This window comes from Microcoleus sp. B3-A4 (assembly GCF_036705385.1).
Classification (GTDB): domain Bacteria; phylum Cyanobacteriota; class Cyanobacteriia; order Cyanobacteriales; family Microcoleaceae; genus Microcoleus.
This window is the reverse complement of the sequence record NZ_JAUBUI010000055.1, coordinates 25,464-44,791: the sequence shown is the minus strand read 5'-3', so window position 1 is coordinate 44,791 and position 19,328 is coordinate 25,464. Positions and strand designations below refer to the sequence as shown.

17 protein-coding genes are annotated in these 19,328 nt (G+C 47.1%); 6 read left to right on the top strand and 11 right to left on the bottom strand.

The annotated features are described in order from the left end of the window. Window positions 1-65: 65 nt before the first annotated feature. From QUB33_RS20230 to QUB33_RS20200, 7 genes are all read right to left on the bottom strand, one after another. Entirely contained in the window at window positions 66-209 is a 144-nt protein-coding gene (locus QUB33_RS20230; protein ID WP_333353254.1) for a hypothetical protein, read from the bottom strand. Then, the gene (locus QUB33_RS20225; protein WP_333036453.1) at window positions 202-456 is read right to left on the bottom strand and encodes a hypothetical protein; all 255 of its coding nucleotides are present in this window, start codon (window positions 454-456) and stop codon (window positions 202-204) included. Before QUB33_RS20225 ends, QUB33_RS20230 begins: the two co-directional genes overlap by 8 nt. Before the next feature lie 16 nt (window positions 457-472). Then, window positions 473-1,231 (bottom strand): pentapeptide repeat-containing protein, encoded by a 759-nt coding sequence (locus tag QUB33_RS20220; RefSeq protein ID WP_333353251.1) that lies wholly within the window; start codon window positions 1,229-1,231, stop codon window positions 473-475. 66 nt (window positions 1,232-1,297) lie between these two features. After that, a complete protein-coding gene (locus tag QUB33_RS20215; protein ID WP_333353248.1) occupies window positions 1,298-1,774 on the bottom strand; it encodes a chemotaxis protein CheW in 477 nt (158 codons plus the stop codon). Window positions 1,775-1,974: 200 nt separating this feature from the next. Beyond that, window positions 1,975-4,839 carry a hybrid sensor histidine kinase/response regulator gene (locus QUB33_RS20210; RefSeq protein WP_333353243.1) on the bottom strand — a complete coding sequence of 955 codons (2,865 nt, stop codon included), beginning with the start codon at window positions 4,837-4,839 and terminating at the stop codon, window positions 1,975-1,977. Between the two features lie 243 nt (window positions 4,840-5,082). Continuing rightward, window positions 5,083-10,875, bottom strand: a complete 5,793-nt coding sequence (locus tag QUB33_RS20205; protein WP_333353240.1) for a PAS domain S-box protein — start codon at window positions 10,873-10,875, stop codon at window positions 5,083-5,085. A gap of 91 nt (window positions 10,876-10,966) precedes the next feature. Beyond that, complete coding sequence (locus QUB33_RS20200) at window positions 10,967-11,470, bottom strand: chemotaxis protein CheW (protein ID WP_190662981.1); 504 nt, start codon at window positions 11,468-11,470, stop codon at window positions 10,967-10,969. On the opposite strand from QUB33_RS20200, the gene QUB33_RS20195 reads away from it, so the two are divergent. Next, window positions 11,469-11,627: a hypothetical protein gene (locus QUB33_RS20195; protein ID WP_333353237.1), complete on the top strand. Its 159-nt coding sequence runs from the start codon at window positions 11,469-11,471 to the stop codon at window positions 11,625-11,627. The two genes, QUB33_RS20200 and QUB33_RS20195, sit on opposite strands and share 2 nt — an antisense overlap. Before the next feature lie 101 nt (window positions 11,628-11,728). Here QUB33_RS20195 and QUB33_RS20190 read toward each other — a convergent pair whose 3' ends face one another. Together QUB33_RS20190 and QUB33_RS20185 are read right to left on the bottom strand one after the other, a co-directional pair. Further along, window positions 11,729-12,094, bottom strand: coding sequence for a response regulator (locus QUB33_RS20190; RefSeq protein ID WP_333287695.1), 366 nt, complete (start codon window positions 12,092-12,094; stop codon window positions 11,729-11,731). Window positions 12,095-12,595: 501 nt separating this feature from the next. Further along, the gene (locus QUB33_RS20185; protein ID WP_333353233.1) at window positions 12,596-12,802 is read right to left on the bottom strand and encodes a hypothetical protein; all 207 of its coding nucleotides are present in this window, start codon (window positions 12,800-12,802) and stop codon (window positions 12,596-12,598) included. 228 nt (window positions 12,803-13,030) lie between these two features. Here QUB33_RS20185 and QUB33_RS20180 point away from each other — a divergent pair, with 228 nt between their 5' ends. Together QUB33_RS20180 and QUB33_RS20175 are read left to right on the top strand one after the other, a co-directional pair. Next, complete coding sequence (locus QUB33_RS20180; protein WP_333220839.1) at window positions 13,031-13,765, top strand: phosphoadenylyl-sulfate reductase; 735 nt, start codon at window positions 13,031-13,033, stop codon at window positions 13,763-13,765. Window positions 13,766-14,058: 293 nt separating this feature from the next. Then, the gene (locus QUB33_RS20175; protein WP_333353230.1) at window positions 14,059-15,036 is read left to right on the top strand and encodes a class II fructose-bisphosphate aldolase; all 978 of its coding nucleotides are present in this window, start codon (window positions 14,059-14,061) and stop codon (window positions 15,034-15,036) included. Window positions 15,037-15,091: 55 nt separating this feature from the next. Here QUB33_RS20175 and QUB33_RS20170 read toward each other — a convergent pair whose 3' ends face one another. Continuing rightward, window positions 15,092-15,274 carry a hypothetical protein gene (locus QUB33_RS20170; RefSeq protein ID WP_333353227.1) on the bottom strand — a complete coding sequence of 61 codons (183 nt, stop codon included), beginning with the start codon at window positions 15,272-15,274 and terminating at the stop codon, window positions 15,092-15,094. A gap of 371 nt (window positions 15,275-15,645) precedes the next feature. Next, window positions 15,646-15,819: a hypothetical protein gene (locus tag QUB33_RS20165; protein ID WP_333353224.1), complete on the bottom strand. Its 174-nt coding sequence runs from the start codon at window positions 15,817-15,819 to the stop codon at window positions 15,646-15,648. A gap of 351 nt (window positions 15,820-16,170) precedes the next feature. Between QUB33_RS20165 and QUB33_RS20160 the strand changes: the two genes are divergently transcribed. The 3 genes from QUB33_RS20160 to QUB33_RS20150 all read left to right on the top strand — a co-directional run bounded on the left by QUB33_RS20160 (window position 16,171) and on the right by QUB33_RS20150 (window position 19,240). Continuing rightward, the gene (locus tag QUB33_RS20160; RefSeq protein WP_333353221.1) at window positions 16,171-18,381 is read left to right on the top strand and encodes a Tex family protein; all 2,211 of its coding nucleotides are present in this window, start codon (window positions 16,171-16,173) and stop codon (window positions 18,379-18,381) included. A 403-nt stretch (window positions 18,382-18,784) separates the two neighbouring features. Next, window positions 18,785-19,042 (top strand): hypothetical protein, encoded by a 258-nt coding sequence (locus tag QUB33_RS20155; protein WP_333353218.1) that lies wholly within the window; start codon window positions 18,785-18,787, stop codon window positions 19,040-19,042. A 21-nt stretch (window positions 19,043-19,063) separates the two neighbouring features. Beyond that, window positions 19,064-19,240, top strand: coding sequence for a transposase (locus QUB33_RS20150; RefSeq protein WP_445299542.1), 177 nt, complete (start codon window positions 19,064-19,066; stop codon window positions 19,238-19,240). The last annotated feature ends 88 nt before the right edge of the window (window positions 19,241-19,328 follow it).

The following is a 19,328-nucleotide window of genomic DNA, read 5'->3' as shown; positions in this document are numbered from 1 at the left end:
GTCGCTTTTATCAACAAGGTATGCGGGCTGCAACCCTTATTCGGTCTATCTCCTAGACCTCTTTGTCACCCCCCCAGGAAGTTTCCTTGGATAAGCTCATCAAGGACTGGCTGAATATCGGTTTGAATTTGGCGATACTTTTTAGCGAGTCCTTTGAGGCGACGTTTGAAGAGTGCCGTGAATGTGACTTGGACTGACATATCAGACATTGATACCGTCCCAGAGTTCCGATATGGGAAAGGTTTGTCCCGCTTTGGCTTGGTGGAGGGAGGCTTTCAGATCGGCGAGGATTTGCTCGTTGGAGTCGGTATCTGAGTCAAAATCTGAGTCGAAGTCTGGGGCGATCGCCGATTGTGTCCGACTGGTCAAAAATTCCAGAAATGCCAGCGTTTGCTCTAAAAGTGGCTCAGGAGTCCGTTCGATCGCTTCGAGAAGGCGTTGTTTAATCGGCGACATAAGACTACCTCTATTATTATTGATTTTTTCTGCCGTCGGGCATTGTGGTGCCGGCCATACTTGCTCGATCGATAGTAGCGCCATCTATATTAGCATTGCGGAGGTTGGCATCGGAAAGATCGGCATCTCTCAAGTCGGAAAATCGCAGGTCTGCACCGTCTAAATTTGTCTTTGTCAAGTTAGCTTTTCTGAGGTTAGCGTTGCTGATTCTCGCTCCCACTAATTCGGCTCCGCTTAAGTTTGTGCGAGCTAGATTGGTGTTGACAAAATCTGAGATCTCGAAGCGACTACCGCTGAGGTTGGCATCTGATAAATCTGCTCCTGTAAGGATGGGATTTTTTAAGTTAATGTTAACTAATTTTACGGCTCGGAGGTCGCAGCGGGAGCAGCTTTGAGTTAGCAGCAGCATTTCGACGTTGGCGTTGATTTGGTCGATTTGTTGCTGGGAGAAATTTTCGGCAAATTCTGGGGAGACGTAGCCGAGGTTTTTGGGGTCGGCTGGTTTTGGTTGAGGTGTTTGGATTGGGGGTGTTTGGATTTGTTGGGGTGTTTGGATGGGTTGGGGTGTTTGTGGTTGGGGTGTTGGGATGGGTTGGGGTGTTGGGATTGTTTGGGGTGTTGGGATGGGTTGGGGTGTTTGGATGGGTTGGGGTGTTGGGATTGGTTGGGGCGTTTCTATTTGCCCGATCGCACTTAGTTGCAGCCCCACCTTCGGCAGTTCCAGAGTGGCTGCAAAAATTAGTAGGGCGATCGACATGATTGTGAGTTTTTTCATAAATCAATAAGTTTTTGTTTGCAAAAATACCATTTATATGGTATATTACCTCGAAAAGTGAACACCCTACATTTCGCTAAGTAGATCAAAATTCAGATAAAAAACTTCGGAACCATCAGGTGCGCGAATTAACTTTTCTATTACCGAAGGCAGTTGCTGTTGACGGTACAATTCGGGAATCTCGCAGAAGCTTTCTTCGGTAATTTCCAAAATTTTTGGCATATCAGGAATGGGAATCCCCAACCGATCGCTTTTATTTAAGGTACAAATAATCAAGTATTTGCACTCAGCCAAGCTCGGACTGCTGGGAAATATTGTGGATAAATTAATTATGGTAATCAGTTCTTCTTGATGCCGCAATAAACTATTACCGTTAGGTAAAATACCGTAGGCATTAAAGTTTTTAACAATGCGCTCCACTCGTTCAATAGGAACAGCATAGTAAATATTTCCTAGTTCAAAGGAAACAATTTTTTTAGGAGCAATTCTAACACTGGCTGGTTTCTTACTCCGAAATCTGCGATTGTAATTGGCGTGAGTCATTGGATTTTAGATTGTATATTTTAGATTTTAGATTGAAAATTATTTAATTGAAAATTATTTAATTGAAAATTGAAAACTATTGGAGTTTAGTAGGTGATTCTGCTGCGTATATTTCCTCTCTAGTTCCCGTGTTTAATTACTTTTTACCTAAGTTTTGTTTGAGATTAGGGATTATTTGATGGGAAATTTGAGAGTGTGGATTAAATTATTGATTGGTGGATCAATTTGGGGATAGCTTGTAAAAGTTGGGCTTCGCTGTAAGGTTTGGTGAAGTATTGATTTGCCCCTAATTCCATTGCCATTTGCCGATGTTTTTCCCCGCTACGGGATGTCAGCATGGCTACAGGAATCTTAGCAAAGCGCTCGGTCGATCTGATCGAGCGCAACAATTCAAATCCATCCATCCGGGGCATTTCAATATCGACGATCGCCAAACTGCAATCAAGACCATTTTGCAACTTTTCCAGGGCATCCACACCGTCTTTAGCCTGTACCACCCGGTAGCGAGCACGAGTCAGCGTCATAGACAGCAACTGGCGAATTGTATAGGAATCATCCACTACCAAAATCTGCGGTGACTGACTCGAACTCGGCGGTATCTCCTGCACTTTACCGGAGACAGCGGCGATCGAACTATTTACCCCAGGTTGGCCCACCAAATCGTCCACATCCAGAATATTCACCACGCGCCCGTCCCCCAAAATCGTAGTCCCCAAAACGCCGCGAGGTTTGGATAGAGGCGGCGGCAAAGGTTTAACCACTATTTCCTGCTGACCGATCAGCCGTTCCACGGCCACCGCCAGCATTCCTTCGGTAGAAGCCAAAACCAGGACGGGAATTTCGTCTTGGGCCAAAGGGTCAGGAGAGGGGGCATCCGGCCCGACGACGCTGTATTCGAGCAAATCTTGCATCCTCACCAAACGAATAAATTCCTCTCGCCACCACAGCATTGGCTGATTGCCGGCGATGTGAACTTCCGAGGCTTTAATGTGCAGAATTTCCTCGACTGCATCCAGCGGCACTGCTATTTTATTGTGATCTGTCTTCACCATCAGTGCATCAGTAATCGACAGCAGCAGCGGCAGTTTGATAATAAAACTCGTACCTTTTCCCAGGCGAGAGTCTACCTTCACAGTCCCCCGCACAGTCCGCAAATTTGTTCGCACCACGTCGAGCCCGACTCCCCGCCCCGAAAGGTCGCTGACCCCTTCTGCAGTGCTGAAACCCGACCAAAACAGAAAATCGTAGAGTTCGGCAATGGAAAATTCTTGAGCTTGTTCCTCCGTAGCCAAACCCTTTGTGACAACTTTACGGCGAATCATTTCCGGGTCAATGCCTCTGCCGTCATCGGCGACAGTAATAATCGTTTGGCCGCCTTGGTGGCGGGCTTCTATTTCTATTTGACCGCTGGCCGGCTTGCCGCTTGCTTTCCGAACTTCGGGCATTTCGATGCCGTGGTCGAAAGCGTTTCTCACTAAGTGTATTAAGGGGTCGCGCAAAGCGTCGAGCAAACTTTCGTCTATTTTGGTATCTCTTCCCACTAGCAGCAGGTTGACTTCCTTATCGTATGTGAGGCACATCTCCCGCAGGGCTCTGGGCAAGTGATCGACGGCGCGACTGAAACTCACGACTCGCAACTGCATGACGCGGCTGCGTAGTTGTTCGGTAATGCGGCGCAGTTGATCGGTACTGCGCTCGAATTTCATCGCCAAGGTGTCTAATTTGGTGGCGGAGTGAGAAATTGCTTGGGCAGTTTCGATGACTTCTGCGGCTGTCGAGTGGAACTCTGTATAACGATCCATCTCTAAGATATCGAAGTGAGCATGGGCCGGAGAGGATTTGCCGTTAGCGATCGTTGGGAATTCTGTTTCTGCTGCTGCAAGTTTTCCCAATCCAGAGTGCCCGTTTCCCCCCCTCCACTCTGCAAAGCTCAGTCTGTCGTATTCTTCTCGCAACTGACCGCCGAATTGGCTCAAATCTACGATATTGCGGCGGATGCGCTTGACTTCGCCGCGCAGTTCGGATTCTTGTAGTTCTAAATTTGTACGGTTGATGACTAATTCCCCGACTAGATTCACCAATTCAGTTAAGCGTTCTAAGTCTACCCGGATTGTCGGCCTTTGCGGGTTGGGGACTGGGAGAGTCGAGGAGGGGGGGACTGTGGGGGAGGGGGAGGGGGAGATGTCCGGGGGAGTCGGGGAGTCGGGGAGTTGGGGGGAGTCGGCGGGAGTCGGGGAGTCGGGGAGTTGGGGGGAGTCGGCGGGAGTCGGGGAGGGGGAGATTTCGGGGAGGTCGATCGCCCTTCCTTCCAATATTTGTTGGCGTGCGGTTTGCAAGTTTTGGGCGATCGCCCAACCCTCGGATTGCAGCCGCTGTAGAGTCAAGTCGGGAGAGTCGATCAAAGCGCTGAGGGCTGCGGCGATTTCCCCAAATTCCGGCAATAGCAGCATTCCAGCCAAACCGGAAAGTTGGTAGTAAACCTGGTTGAGGGCGGTGACGCTTTTTGCCAAATCTGCCTCGGAAGCTTGGGAAAGCTCGGTTTCTAGGCGATTGAAGAGTGGCGGCACTTCGTGTTCAAAAATCAGTTTCAGGGTTTCCGGGGAGGGGGATTGGATGGCTGCGGGGACTGGCGGCTGTTCTGACTTGCCGTACTTGGCCTGGAACTGAGCGAAAATTTGGGCGATCGCGTCCAAGTTTTCCGTTTGGTCCGGAGTTGTGACATCGGAGTGTTGAACTGATTCGATCGTAATCTTTTTGAGAGCATCCACCCCCTGCAGCAAAACACTCACAGTAGTCGGTTCCAGGGCTGACAAGTCTGTGCGATCGCGCAAAATCACAAAACAGTCCTCCAGCGTGTGAGCTGCGACAGACACGTTTTGAAAGCCCAACATCGAACCCGCACCCTTAATCGAGTGAGCCGCCCGAAACATTTCTTTAACTGCCGCTTGTCGCTCTTTCAAACCCGCAGATTCCATCGCCAGTAGGTTCGCCTCCATCGACTGGAGAAACTCTTCGCATTCTGCGGTAAAAGCATCTATTAATTCGTTTAAATCGTCATCATTCATATTAGTCTGTTGTCTGTTGACTGTTGACTGTTAACAGTTGACTGTTGTCTTTTGGCAGTTTCTTTTTATATGTCCCGTTATTTAACTGTAATTGTTGTCAGGGTGGGTTCACGATTATCTATAAATTCGCATTCAGGATATTTGTCAACCCGCCCCGGCAACAACGATAGTTGTTAGTGATTCGTATAACTGTCAACAGTGAACAGTTAACAGTCAACAGTCAACCGTCAACAGTCAACTGAACTAACTGCGAAAATTCGCCACCGACTTTTGCAATTGGCCCAGAGAACCAGACAGCTCGTCCAAAGATGCTTTGACATCCGCACCTTTTTGTGCAGTCGTGTTAGCAATCTCGTTGACTTGCTGCATACTGTTAGCAATCCCCTCAGCCGAAACAGTTTGCTTGGCAGATGCGATAGTAATATTCTGCACCAAAGCATTCATTTCTCGACTAACTTCGATGATGGCATTGAGGTGAGTTTTAGCTTCGCTTGCCAGCTTAGTGCCTTCCACTACCTCCAGCGTCCCGGATTCCATTGCCTTCATCACGCGGCTGATTTCTTCTTGAATTGTACCGACAATTTCCGAGATTTCCTCAGTAGCGCCGGCGGATCTTTCTGCTAATTTCCGCACTTCTTCCGCAACAACTGCAAAGCCTAAACCTTGTTCGCCGGCTCGCGCCGCCTCAATAGTAGCATTCAGAGCTAATAAATTAGTTTGCGAAGCCAGTTGAGAAATCGAAGTCACAATTTTGCCAATTTGCTGCGAAGATTCGCCCAAACGCTTCATCATTTTCGAGGTAGAGGCGATCGTCAACCGGAGTCCGTTAATGCCTTCGACAGCTCGATCGACCGCCATACCGCCGACTTCAGCCGTTTGAGAAGACTGCTGAGCCACTGTTTCCGCCCGCACGGAAACATCTCGCACGTCGCGGATCGAATTCACAATCCGCTCAATTTCGCGCATGATGGCAGATATTTTGGCTGCTTGAATTTCTGCCTGTTGGGTGAGTTGACTGGTATTGTTAATTGACTCGTCGGTGGCACACGTTACCTGTTCGGCTAAAGTTTGAATTCCCGTTACCACTTTCCGCAGAGAACCGATTAAGAAGTTGAAAGAGTCGGCGACAGCACCTAAAACGTCGTTAGTCACTTCCGCCCTGACTGTCAAGTCACCTTGAGCCGCGCCTTTAATTTCTCCCAACAATTTAAGGACTTGCTGCGTCAGACAATCAGCTTCAGCTTTACGTTCGGCTGCCAATTTTTCTAGTCGTTCTTCTGCTTCTTTGCGCTCGGTGATGTCAAAGCGAATGGCGATATATTTAACTATTGTGCCGGTGGTATCAAAAATGGGAGAGATCGTCGAATCTACCCAATAAAACGAGCCATCTTTGCGTCGGTTTTTGACTTCCCCTTTCCACACCAAACCGCGAGAAATTGTCACCCACATTTCTTCAAAAAATGATTTGGGATGGTAGCCGGAATTGACGAGGCGGTGGTTGCGGTGCAGGAGTTCTCCTATGCTGTAACCGGAGATTTCAATAAATCTGCCGTTGACGTAAGTAATTATACCTTGGAGATCGGTTTCGCTGACGATCGCCGATTCGTCGAGAGCATTCTGCCGAGTTTTGAGTTCTTGCAGCAAGCGTTCCTGTGCCTCGGCCAACTGCTGCATTCGCTGCTGGGATGCTCTTTGTTCGGTGACGTTGCGGCAAACGATTACGCCGCCTTTAAGCGCCCCCCTTTCGTCTTTGAGCGGCCGGCCGTTAACTTTCACCCACAGGCCCTCTGGCTTGCCTGGGTGGCGGGTAAAAAGGTCTACGTCGTCAACTACTTCTCCTCGAACCGTGCGCGCTAAAGGTATTTCGGCTGGGGGATAGGGAGTTACGGTATCGGGCAAGAATAAACCGTATTTTGCCGACCATTCGTTGAGAATAGAATCGGTCGCGCCCATGCCAAACATATCTTCGGCGGCGGGGTTGAACAAAAGAAAATTGTTATTTTCGTCGGCAGCAATTATGCCGTCGCTAATGCTGTTTATGAGCAGTTGCAAGAGATTGCTTTGCTGGCGAAATTGGTCTTCGGAACTGGCTAATTGGGCTGTTGTTGTTTCCAGTCGCACCATCGCCTGTTTGCTTTCGGTAACGTCGCGAGCCACTGCATACATGAGCTTTTGTTCGGTTTCAGGTCGCACTTTCCACGACAGCCACCTGTAGGAACCGTCTTTGCAGCGGTAGCGATTTTCAAAGAACTTTATTTCGGTGCCCTCGTTTACTCTTTTTGCTGCGGCTATGCTTGCTTCGCGATCGTCTGGATGGAGGAAGTTGAGAAAATGTTGGTCTTCCACTTCTTCTAGGGTGTAGCCGAGGGTTTTTTCCCAAGCGGGATTGAGGCGCTTGAATTTGCCTTCAAAATCTATAATACAAATCAAGTCTAGGGAAAGAGTAAAAAATCGATCGCGCTCTACTTCTGCTTTTTTGCGATCGGTAATTTCGATCGCCACAACCCCGATACCGATGGGTTTGCCGTCAGCCCCGGGCAAAGGAAAGTATGACGCCAGCCAATCTCGCAGGACGCCCGGTTCGTTGAAGAATGATCCCGACACCTCAAGGTTTAACAACGGTTGGTTGGTGGCGAGAACCTGCTGCAACATCGGCACTTGGGTATCGCTCATTTCGGGTATAACTTCCCTCACCGTCTTACCGAGGTGTTCGGCAACTGAGACGCCGGTGGTTGCCGCTAATTTCTCGTTGACTTGCACGAAGCGCAACTGGTCGTCAAAAATACACATTGAGGTGGGGGCGGCTGCGAAAAATGCGTCAAAGCGACTTTGACGCAAAACTAATTCTCGTTCTAGGGCTTTGCGATCGCTGATGTCACGGCCTTCTGGAATTAGCATCAAGACTTTGCCGCTCTCGTCTGTGATGGGTTTGATGGAGAAGTCAACGGTCGCCACTGCACCGTTGGCAACTAGCACATCCACTTCGTAACGGACTACCTCGCCGGCTGCGGCGAGGGCGATCGCTTCTCGTATCTGTTGCTTGGTTTCCGGGGAAATCTGCCACCACAGGGTTTCGGAAAACGGAGTGCCTATTATTTCTTCGCTTCGCAGCCCTGCGGCTGCCAGGGCTGTTTGGTTGGCTTCCAAAACGGTGCCGTCCGGTTTGAGCAGACCTATGAATTGGAACGATTGGTCGAAAATGGCTCGGAATAGTCTTTCGCGATCGCGCAGCATCTCTTCTGCGCGTTTGCGATCGCTGATGTCGCGAGTAACTGTTGCGAACCCCATAGGCTCGCCGGTTTCTGGGTTTTTGACTGTAAATAGGGTAAAGTCAACCGGAAAGTCTTGGCCGGTTTGAAAGTTCCTCAAGCGGAATTCACCCTGCCAAAAACCGTCTCGTACAGTAGCCGGCACGATTTCTTCTTTGAAAATCTTAGCATCTTCTACTGAGAAGAAGTCATACATACTTTTGCTTTTGACTTGTTCAATATTTTGCAATCCTACTTGTTTAAGTCCAGCGGCATTCAGGTATGTTCCCTGTCCCTCCATGGTTGCCGTGCCGATAAAATCCGAGCTGTTTTCTACGATCGAAATCAATCTTTCTTTTTCGATTTCTGCTTGCTTGCGCTCTGTGATGTCGTTGTTAGTTTCTAATATTGCTTTGGCTTTTCCCTGTTCGTCTCGCTGCAAATTCCAGCGGCTGAATACGGTGATTTTAGTGTCATAATTGGTCGTGTGAATTATTTCTCCTTCCCAATAATCCTGCTCTTCTAACTGTGCCACTATAGCTGCTAAAGGCTGGGGAAAAATGCTGTGCAATAGAATATGGGTGAGTTTCCCCAAGGCTTCTTTTTTTGTCCAGCCGTACATCCGTTCGGCTCCCTGATTCCAATAATTAATCGTGCCGTCCATATCCCGAACGATCAAGGCGTCGCTTGCCAGGTCAAGCATTTGCAAGTTCTGCTGCAAGGCTTCTTCTGTGCGCTTGCTTTCTGTAATGTTGCGGGCGATCGTTGACAGAAATTCAATTTCTCCCTTCTCGGATTTGTGAGCAATAATTACTTGAGAAACTGGTATTTCTTGGCCGTCTAAAGTTCGCCACATTGCCTCGCCGCTCCAGGTCCCCTCCCGGCAAGCTGCGGGGATGCCGACGTTGAGAAGAGTGTCGATACTTTTGGGCGATGTCAGGTCGGAAATGCTGAATCCGGCTAAATCTGCGTTTTCGCCAACTCTCAACATTTCTCGGGCTGCGCGGTTGAGATAAATGGTGCGCTGTTGGGAGTCGGCGATGCCTACCCAGTCTGTTGTGGTTTCTAAAATTGCTTTGAACCGCAATAGTTCTTTTTCAGATTTGCGGCGCTGTGTGATGTCGCGCGCCAAGCCGAGCATTCCTAAAATGTTGCCTTCTGCGTCTGTGAGGGGCAATTTCAGGGTGTCGAAGCTGTGTACTTTGCCGTCGGCTAAGGTGGCTGAGTCGTTGGAGTTCGGGGCGAGATGGTTGTCTGCCCGGAAGTTTTGAATTTGGTTCTGGGAATCGGTTTGGGCCTGGAAGCTGCCAAAGATTCGATCGACCGATATGCCTATTTCTGCGTCGTCTTTGCCGATAATTTCTGCTTGAGTTTTGCCGAAGGCGGTGGCGAAACTTGCATTGACTAGGGTATAGCGCGAGTTTCGATCTTTGACAAATATGCAGTCTGGCGTAGCGTCAATGACTGTCCGCAGCAAGTTTTGGGAGCTTTCTACTTCAGCGAGCGTCTGCCGCATTTGTTCTTCCATTTGCACGCGCTTGGTGATATCTCTCATCGCGGAAACGAGAAATTTCCTGCCGTCTGTATCTACAAATGTAGATTTTTTGGCGGAGAGAAAGCGGGTGTTTCCTGCTGAGTCTGTGATGGTTTTTTGGATTTCGCTGCTGGTATTTGTCAATAAAACTAATTCGTCTTTTTCTCGATATCTCTGTGCTTCCTCTTTGGGCAAAAACTGGTCGTAGGATTTACCAATTAGTTCTTCTCTGCTGTGACCTATGTATTGACAAAAGGCATTATTTAATATAATCCAGCGGTGCTGTTGGTCTTTGACATAAATCGGGTCGGGGATGCTGTTGAGGATGTTGTTTAAGAATAGTTCTGAGGTTTTTAATTGCTCTTGGGCTGCGGTGCGATCGAGAATTTCCTGTTCCAATTGTGCGTTAGTTTGCAGGATCTGCTCGGTTCTTTCATTCACTCGCTGCTCTAGTTCTGCGCTTAGCTTCTGCAATGCTGCTTCTGCCTGTTTGCGCTTGGTAATCTCCCGGCCTTCTGCGAGGATTTGAAATACTTCTCCTGTTGCATTTAACAGCGGCTTAAACGACAAGTCAATTACTGTTACCTGGTTGTTAGCTCCGGTGATTTCGTATTCTTCCCGGACAAAATTTCCGGCAGAAACTTGTTGAATGTTCGTTTTTAGGCGCTGCTGGTTGGTTGGGGATGATGCCCACCCTGGTGTCAGCCAAAATTTCAGCCCCTGCACTTCTGATGCTGGGAAATCGCCCAATTTTAGCGCTGTCTGATTGGCTTCGATCAGAGTACCGTCTGCCTCCAATAATGCGATCGCTTGAAAAGCTTGATCGAAGATTGCGTGAAATCGCTGGGTTGTTTCGCTCAGCGCTTGTTCTGTTTGTTTTTTAGCATTAAGGATGCGGGTGGAACCTACTAAGAAGCCGTAGCGGTTGGACAAACTCAAAAAAGCGATCGCCGCAATTACAGTGATCCAATCGAACACAGTTTGCACTACCGCAGAGTGCGGCAGTCCTAGGTATTCGGCAGCGTGACCGCTGTGGCCGAAAGCGCAGCTCCAAAATATGCCTGCTGTGACTGTGGCGAAGATGTCGAACCCGAATTGACGGTTTCGCCACATAGCTAAGCTGATTAGCCAAGCGATGGCAAAGTAACATCCAGAAATGATGACATTAGCAGCCCCAGCTAGCAGCGATGGGGAGAAGTCAGGCAACGTCAGGGTTAAAGTCGTTGCGATCCAGGTATAGAGAATTTCGATCATAAAATTTAAGGATGGGCAAATCGGATGCGGGCGATCGTTAGTTAAATGTATTGATGCAAAGCAGTTGCAGACTTACGTTTATGGTGAAGTTTTACCAGCGTTCGGAATGGGCGATCGCTTCTACATCGACAATCATTAGCAAGCGTCCTTCGGAATTGTACAGACCTTTTAAGAATGGAGCTAGGTCGGGACTCACATCTAGTGCTGAGACAATGCGATCGGGATGGAGAGGTAAAACTCCTTCGACGCGGGAAACGGCTAATCCCAGGCGGATTCTCGACAACAATCTCACGTCTCGCGGATCGGGCGCTTCTACAACTAAGATGCGGCTGTTTGGGTGGTAGATGTCAACCGACTCAATACCGACGAACAGTCCGAAGTCTGCTGCTGCTAAAATTTCGCCCCGCAAGTTGGTTAATCCCAGCAAAAATGGCAGGGTGTTGGGAACCAGGGAAATCGGTTGTTCCTTGAGGGAAAGGACTTCCCGCACTGCCTCTAATTCTATGCCGAACAGACTGCCTCCCTGACCGAACAGGAGAAATTGCTTTGTTATACTTGTCTGATTCCCCCCTGCCGTGGGAGCCGTTATTTTCATGGCTTATTTTTTTGTTTATAGTGTAGCTTACGAATTAGAATTTTGCTTTGACCCTAAAGTCGATCGCCGATCTAGTTTTTCTGCATCAGTTTTGGTGCGTCAAATGTTTCTGTTAAATAAATCGCCGGTTAGCCAACAAGCAGGTTGCTATCATTAAATATAAAACTTTTATGGGTTTCAAAAACCCAGTTTCTTAAAAAAAACGGGGTTTGTCGGTATAATATTTTTTGGAAAGCTGCCGATCGCTTTATATTCGGATTACGCGGAAAGCAGGCGCTGCACTATGTGGAGGAGTTGCTGAGGTTCAAAGGGTTTGCTAACGTAAGCGTCGGCGCCTAAATCAGTTCCCCAAGCTTTATCGATCTCGGTGTTTTTATGAGTACAAAATACTACGGGCAATTTGGCAGTTGCGCGATCGCCCCGCAATTCTCTGATCACTTCAAACCCGTTCATTCGTGGCATCACTACATCTAAAACGACCAGAGCCGGACGGGTTGTGCGGATCATGGCGATCGCTTCTTCGCCGTCGCCTGCCCGGATCACATCCATTCCGGCATCTTGAAGAATGCGGCAGATGATTTCTAGTTCGCTCTTAACGTCGTCCACGACTAAAATTTTTGACATATTCCACACTTCCTTGCTGTTATTGACAGCGGACTACCTTTATTCAGAAGCTGGCGCGACCGGCGGCGATGAGACTAGACCGCTTTGCGGACAAATTAATGTACTTCTAAATACAATATAGCCGATCGTATGGCTGAAGGTTGGCGGTCAGCGATAAAAAACGATAAAAATTTACTTCGCTAACGGCATTACTCTGAATAAATTAATCGGCAATTAGTAATGGATCGTTGGTAATTTGCGGTTGGGAAACCCACAGGTCTTAGTAGAAGGATCGATGGGAAGATCCAAGCCGTATTTTCTATGATTTTGTTTTAGGTTTATTCCCACTCACCTAGTTTAGATCATTGCTTAAATAAGGCAGTCTATTTTTTTTAATTAGCGCCATTAACAGCAACTTAAAAGTAGTTATACCTATGTCATTACTGGTATTAAAATATTTTTTTAGTTAAAATACAGCACAATATCGCTTAGTGAACGCTATTATTTTATTAATGAGACCAGTCAAAATTGAGGAGGATAACAAAAACATTTAAAGAATTTTATTGTGTGCGATTTATAATTGGGGGGCAAATTCAATGGATCGCGCGGCAGTCCCATTTTACCCAGCAGAGGAGTGTTGCGTTCACCAAAACTACTACCAGCAGGCGATCGCCATCCTTGAGTTCGATCGTGGGCCCAGCAGCAAAGACTGCTGCAAGATGCGGTCAATCGATTTTAGATTTTAGATTTTAGATTTTAGATTTTACAATTGAAGAAAGCGCTCCCACTGATAAATCCGGTGGCGGGTGATGAGCAGTCGGAGCTGTTTTCTCGTTTCACGGATGAATTCGGCGGCCTCGGATGACATTGCTTGATTGTCAAATTAGTCGGTCAGGGAGAGACGGCGATCGGCTATAATAAAGGGCTAGAGGAAAAGAACACCGAAAACCCGAACATATGGTTGCCATCCAAAGAAATCTCAACATTGCCGCGCTAGAAGCAGAATACAGTCAAAAAACACCGCGAGACATTCTCAAATTTGCCCTAGAAAATTTTGACAATATCTCCATTTCTTTCAGCGGGGCTGAAGATGTAGTTCTGATCGATCTGGCCTCAAAAATTACAAAAAATTTCCGCGTTTTCACGCTAGACACCGGACGGCTGCACTCAGAAACTTATCAATTTTTGGATCAAGTCAGAAAACATTACGGCATTAAATTAGAAGTAATGTTTCCCGATGCAGCAGAAGTACAAGCCCTAGTAGAAGAAAAGGGATTGTTTAGTTTTTATCAAGACGGTCACAAAGAATGCTGCGGCGTGCGGAAAGTCAAGCCGCTGCGCCGCAAACTGAATACTCTCGATGCTTGGATTACTGGTCAGCGGAAAGACCAAAGTCCGAGTACCCGCAACGGTATTCCAGTTATTGAAGTTGACACTGCATTCTCCACTCCCGACCATGAATTAATTAAATTCAACCCCTTAGCAAACTGGTCTTCCGCAGAGGTTTGGGAATACATTCGCGCTTTGGATGTGCCTTACAACAAGTTGCACGAACGAGGTTTTGTAAGTATTGGTTGCGAACCTTGTACGAAGCCGATATTGCCCAACCAACACGAACGCGAAGGTCGCTGGTGGTGGGAAGAAGCGACCGTAAAAGAGTGCGGTTTGCACGCAGGTAACGCTCAAAAATAGTAAATCACTTAGTAGGGTGCGCCTAGCGTACCCTACTATTTGTTTGGTGCGCTAGGCGCAGCTTACCCAAGAATAAATGCACTTCACAACATAAATAGTAGCGGAAGAATTCGCAATTAAAATAAACACAAATTAAGCGGATCTGGCCCTAAAACTTTGATAGAATGATCGACATTAAGAATAAATACTAGCGGAAGAATTCGCAATTAAAATAAACACAAATTAAGTTGAGCTTGCCCTAGAAATTTGATAGAATGATCGACATTCAGAAAAGTTTTTAAAGTAGGTACTATATGCTCGCCTCAACTAGCGAATTGCTGAACACAGCCTTGAGAAATGGTTATGCGATCGGCGCTTTTAACGTCTACAACCTCGAAGGAGTAAAAGCCGTCATCAAAGCGGCTGAAGCGCTGCACAGTCCTGCTATACTGCAACTTCACCCCAGCGCCCTCCTATATGGAAAATCGCCTTTAGTCGCGCTGTGCCTCCAAGCTGCGCGCACATCTTTCGTGCCGATCGCAGTACACTTAGATCACGGCACCTCAGAAAAAGACATTCACATCGGTCTAGCCGCCGGCATTAAATCCATTATGGCAGACGGTTCTCCTTTGCCATACGAACAAAACTTAATATTTAGCCGGGAAATGACTAAATTAGCCCACGCTAACGGTGCAGTAGTTGAAGCAGAAATCGGCAGAATTAGTGGCAGGGAAGAGGGTTTGACAATCGATGAGAAAGCTGCAAGGATGACCGATCCCGTGGCAGCAGTAGAGTTTATCAAAGAAACTAAAGTGGATTTTTTAGCCGTAACAATTGGTAACGTTCACGGCAAATACTTCAGCGAACCAAAACTAGATTTTCCTCGTTTGGAAAAAATCCGGGCTGCTGTTTCAGTGCCGTTAGTGATGCACGGTGCTAGCGGCTTGCCGGAATCAATGATTCATCAATGTATTGAATTCGGAGTATCGAAATTTAATGTGAACACAGAAATTCGCGAAGCTTATATGGACGTGCTCAAAAGTAGCATTTCTGAGGCACATCCGGATTTGTTGGAAATAATGGAAAAAGCTATCGATGCCATGCGATGGGTCATTTCTGACAAACTGCAACTTTTCGGTTCTGTCGGTAAATCTTATTTGCATCACTCTGTCGAGACGGATGAATTGACCGCAAAGAGTACCCGCAACAAACAAACAAGCCGCAACCAATCAAGTTTCGATCAAAGGTTAAAGCCTGTGTATAGTGAGGCCTTGAGTCTTGTGTTGAAGTAAAAAAAAACTAAAGTCCTGACTGCGAACTAGCTTGTAGTCAGGATTTCAGTCCTCTCTAACCGTTTAAAAAGCGATCGGGGTCGATGCCAGATTCCCGCAGCCGCCGAATTAAAGACTGCAATTGAGCTTCCGCTGACTCGGCCCGCTGCCGTTGCTGTTTCGCTTCAGTCAGAATCCAATCGCCATCAACATCATACCAGCGCAACCACAGTCGATCGATTTCCTGAAACTCTGCCACAAACCCAAGCCCAAACTTAGGTCAGCCATCCACACTCGCGACTCGGGCAGTTCTAATTCTTGATAGTGTCCGCCCTTCAATTCAAACACTCGCAATTTGTTAGTATAGCGGCTGAAAACAGCATAAACACAAACCCACAAATTTGGCTCGTAAACAGCCCATTTTATCGGCGGTTCCTCCTTCGTCTCTGTCTCCAAAACAGGCTCGTGACCCGCAGCGTTTCCCGACTGAGGTGGCAAATTTTCATCATCCGTATTGTCGCCTAAATCTTCTTTTTCTGGTCACGGCGAAAGCAGTTCTACAATTACAAAAGGATTCACCCCTTCCTGCCAAATAACGTAACTCATCCGCTGTTCGGAGCGATCGTCAAGTCAGGGAACTTCCACAACTGCAAACCAATCCGGCCACTTGTGCGAGAGAGTATGATGCACGTCATAATAAAGGTTCATGTCGCTGCCGCTAAATATGTCAGAAGCTGTATAATTCCGAGGCCGAAACGTCATGCTCAACAACTGCGGCTGCAAATCGTGAAATTCATCCCGCAAACCAGGTTCGTCCAGGTCCTCGCTGGGTAAATCCTACATCGTCGGCAGCGTTTCTCTGGGCGATCGCAGCGGCTCTGTTTGCGGCACAGGATATTTAAAAGGCAACATATAATATTGAGAAATGACTGCATTTATGCTAACATCACGGGAGCATCTCAATGAGAGCTTTCACAGGAGTGCAAGCGAGAGAGCTAGAAGGGAGATATATCGGCTTTGCTGTGCCCGACGGTCGCACTCCTAGAAAACGATTTTAACAAAATCCGGACGATCCCTTTTCTTCCTCTCTTCTGTGAAGTTAATCTAAAATCTAAAATCTAAAATCTAAAATTGACCGATCCGAAATTCTGCACTATGATCGACATTCCTCAACTGATTGCTCAAGAACTTTCCATTAATCTGTCTCAAGTCAATAGTGCTCTGGAACTTTTCGCCGAGGGAGCAACAATTCCGTTTATTGCCCGCTACCGCAAAGAACGCACGGATTTGTTGAATGAAATTCAGTTGCGCGACATCTCCGATCGCTTCACCTATTTGACGGAAATTGAAGAGCGCAAAAAGTCGATTTTAGAGACAATTAGCTCTCAGGGGAAACTCACTGAAGAACTGCAAGCAAAAATCGAATCCTGTTTGCAAAAAAACGAACTCGAAGACCTTTATCTGCCTTACAAACCAAAGCGGCGGACGCGAGCGACAATTGCTAGAGAAAAAGGTTTGGAACCGCTGGCGAATTTTATCAAAAGTCTGAACTTACCGACGGCTAAACCAGCAGATTTTGAGGCGGAAGCAGCTAAATACATTTCGGAAGAAAAGGGAGTGAAAACAGCAGAAGAAGCTCTCAAGGGTGCTGCGGATATTTTGGCGGAAGCGGTTTCGGAAAAAGCCGAATTGCGGGCTTATTTGCGAGAATTTTTGATGAAAACAGGAGTTTTTGTCTCGAAAATTCAAGAGGATTTCCCGGAAGGAAGCACTAAATTTGAAATGTACCGCAATTACCAAGTTGCAGCGAGAAGCGTTCAGTCGCACAATATGTTAGCGCTGTTTCGCGGGGAAACGGAAGGGGTTTTAGATTTGGAACTGGCTTTTGATGAATCCGCAGTGATGGCTTATTTGGAAGCTCAGGAAATTAGAACTAGGATACCGGAAGTTAAAGAGTTTTATCGATCGACTTTGAAGGATGCCTTCAACCGACTGATGAAGACTTCGTTAATTACAGAAGTACGATCGCACAACAAAGCCCTCGCTGATATCGAGTCGATCGCCACTTTTGAAACCAACCTCCGCGAGTTGCTGCTGTCGGCGCCAGCGGGAATGAAACCCACATTGGCGATCGATCCGGGATTTCGCACTGGGTGCAAAGTTTCCGCCCTCGATGAAACCGGGCAATTTTTGGAATATCAAGCAATTTTTCCCCACCAAGCGGCCGCTCAGCGACAGCAAGCTGGTAAAATTGTCAAGCATTTAATTGAAAAATATAAAATTGAATTAATCGCGATCGGCAACGGTACAGCTTCCCGGGAAACAGACGAATTTGTTTCGGAAGTTTTGGCCCAAATGGACAGGAAACCGATTAAAGTCATGGTGAATGAATCCGGTGCATCGATTTATTCAGCAAGCGAAGTGGCGATCGCCGAATTTCCAGACCTCGACATCACCGTCCGCGGCGCAGTCAGCATCGGACGGCGCTTGCAAGACCCCCTCGCCGAACTCGTGAAAATCGACCCGAAATCAATAGGAGTCGGTCAATACCAGCACGACGTAGACCAAAAATTGCTCAAAAAGAAACTCGACGAAACAGTCGAAAGCTGCGTTAATTATGTCGGAGTTGACTTAAACACAGCCTCCAAAGAACTGCTGACATTTGTATCGGGAATGACGGCAACAGTTGCCAAAAATATCGTCAATTACCGCAACGAAAACGGCGCATTTAAAAATCGTCGCCAACTCCTGAAAGTTCCCAAACTCGGACCAAAAGCTTTTGAACAAGCAGCCGGGTTTCTCCGCATTCGCGGCGGCGAAAACCCCCTGGACAATACAGCAGTTCATCCCGAAAGTTATCCTGTAGTGCAGGCGATCGCCAAGGATTTAGACTTGCCTCTGACTGAAATAACACAAATTTCGGAAAAAATCAAGACTGTAAACATCAAGAAATATGTCACAGAAAAAGTGGGAGAACCAACACTCCGAGACATTATTTCCGAACTAGAAAAACCGGGAAGAGACCCGCGAGCCGAGTTTAAATATGCCACTTTCCAAGCAGGAATCAAAGAAATCTCCGATTTGCAAGTTGGGATGGAATTAGAAGGAATAATCACGAATGTAGCTAACTTTGGAGCCTTTGTTGATGTGGGAGTGCACCAAGATGGTTTGGTTCACGTTTCTCAATTAGCCGATCGCTTCGTAGATGACCCCAAACAGATTGTCAAAGTCGGACAAGTGGTGAAAGTGCGGGTTTTGGAGGTGAATGAGAAGTTAAAGCGGGTTAGTTTGACGATGAAGCTGCAAGAAAAACCGCAACCGCACAATGGCAATAGCGCGAGGCTTCCGGCCCCGCGCCGACGTTAAAACTTTGGGGGAAAGCTGAAAAAGGGCGATGGCGTCCCGCCCCGCAAGCTACGGCTATAATTGTGCCTCACCAACCTCACAATTATATGGTTGCAAGTAAAAGCGACACCTACGTCTCTTCTGAAGATTATTGAGCAACCGAGAAAGTCAATCCGATCGAACACGAGTACAGGCACAGGAAAATCTATACAAAAGCAGGAAAAAGCAAACCTCATGTCATTATTATGGGCAACGTATCTCTACTTTTGAAAAATCATCTTCGGGGAAGTGGCTGCATACCTTACATGGCAGATATGAAAGTTGGGGAGGATACATCTAATTTTTTTGGTAGTGGTGAATAGTAATGGTCAAGAGCGAAGAGAGGCATTGTAATGATGCACAAACTACCAAATTTACCAATGCAATGGTTGAATATCCTCGCTTACCAGCTTACCATTACTATGCTTCACTACCCAAAAAGAATCAATCAAATCTGTTTAAAGCCGCTCAAAACGTCGTCAAATTTCAGAGTGAGAGCGACAAAAATCAAACCCACGAACACCTACATGGACGCACAACAACTCGAATCACCACAATTTATGCCATTGCTCCTCAATTATTACCCCTGTGGGCGGGCGCCAAACACATAATTGCGATCGAGAGAACTGGCAGCAGATGGTAAGGGAAAAAAAGTCGTCGTCGATTGATTGATTTCCATGAAACACATTATTATTTAAGTAGTTTGGATTGGTCGGCTCATCAATTTGCCGACGCAATTCGGGGACACTGGCTAATTGAGAATCAACTGCATTGGGTTAAAGAGGTGACCTTAAATGAGGATAACTGTATTCATCGCGGTGGCAACTCACCTGCTAATTGAGCAACGGTTAGACAATTTTTAGTATCGCTCGCTCGGATGAATGGTACAAATACTCTTCCACAAGCTTTAAGATTGATGGCCACCCAGC

Excerpts from the sequence above, each read along its gene's own strand:
- QUB33_RS20230 (WP_333353254.1), bottom strand. The coding sequence starts at position 209 with ATGTCTGATATGTCAGTCCAAGTCACATTCACGGCACTCTTCAAACGT.
- QUB33_RS20225 (WP_333036453.1), bottom strand. The coding sequence starts at position 456 with ATGTCGCCGATTAAACAACGCCTTCTCGAAGCGATCGAACGGACTCCT.
- QUB33_RS20220 (WP_333353251.1), bottom strand. The coding sequence starts at position 1,231 with ATGAAAAAACTCACAATCATGTCGATCGCCCTACTAATTTTTGCAGCC.
- QUB33_RS20215 (WP_333353248.1), bottom strand. The coding sequence starts at position 1,774 with ATGACTCACGCCAATTACAATCGCAGATTTCGGAGTAAGAAACCAGCC.
- QUB33_RS20210 (WP_333353243.1), bottom strand. The coding sequence starts at position 4,839 with ATGAATGATGACGATTTAAACGAATTAATAGATGCTTTTACCGCAGAA.
- QUB33_RS20205 (WP_333353240.1), bottom strand. The coding sequence starts at position 10,875 with ATGATCGAAATTCTCTATACCTGGATCGCAACGACTTTAACCCTGACG.
- QUB33_RS20195 (WP_333353237.1), top strand. The coding sequence starts at position 11,469 with ATGGCTTATTTTTTTGTTTATAGTGTAGCTTACGAATTAGAATTTTGC.
- QUB33_RS20200 (WP_190662981.1), bottom strand. The coding sequence starts at position 11,470 with ATGAAAATAACGGCTCCCACGGCAGGGGGGAATCAGACAAGTATAACA.
- QUB33_RS20190 (WP_333287695.1), bottom strand. The coding sequence starts at position 12,094 with ATGTCAAAAATTTTAGTCGTGGACGACGTTAAGAGCGAACTAGAAATC.
- QUB33_RS20180 (WP_333220839.1), top strand. The coding sequence starts at position 13,031 with ATGGTTGCCATCCAAAGAAATCTCAACATTGCCGCGCTAGAAGCAGAA.
- QUB33_RS20175 (WP_333353230.1), top strand. The coding sequence starts at position 14,059 with ATGCTCGCCTCAACTAGCGAATTGCTGAACACAGCCTTGAGAAATGGT.
- QUB33_RS20160 (WP_333353221.1), top strand. The coding sequence starts at position 16,171 with ATGATCGACATTCCTCAACTGATTGCTCAAGAACTTTCCATTAATCTG.
- QUB33_RS20155 (WP_333353218.1), top strand. The coding sequence starts at position 18,785 with ATGGTTGAATATCCTCGCTTACCAGCTTACCATTACTATGCTTCACTA.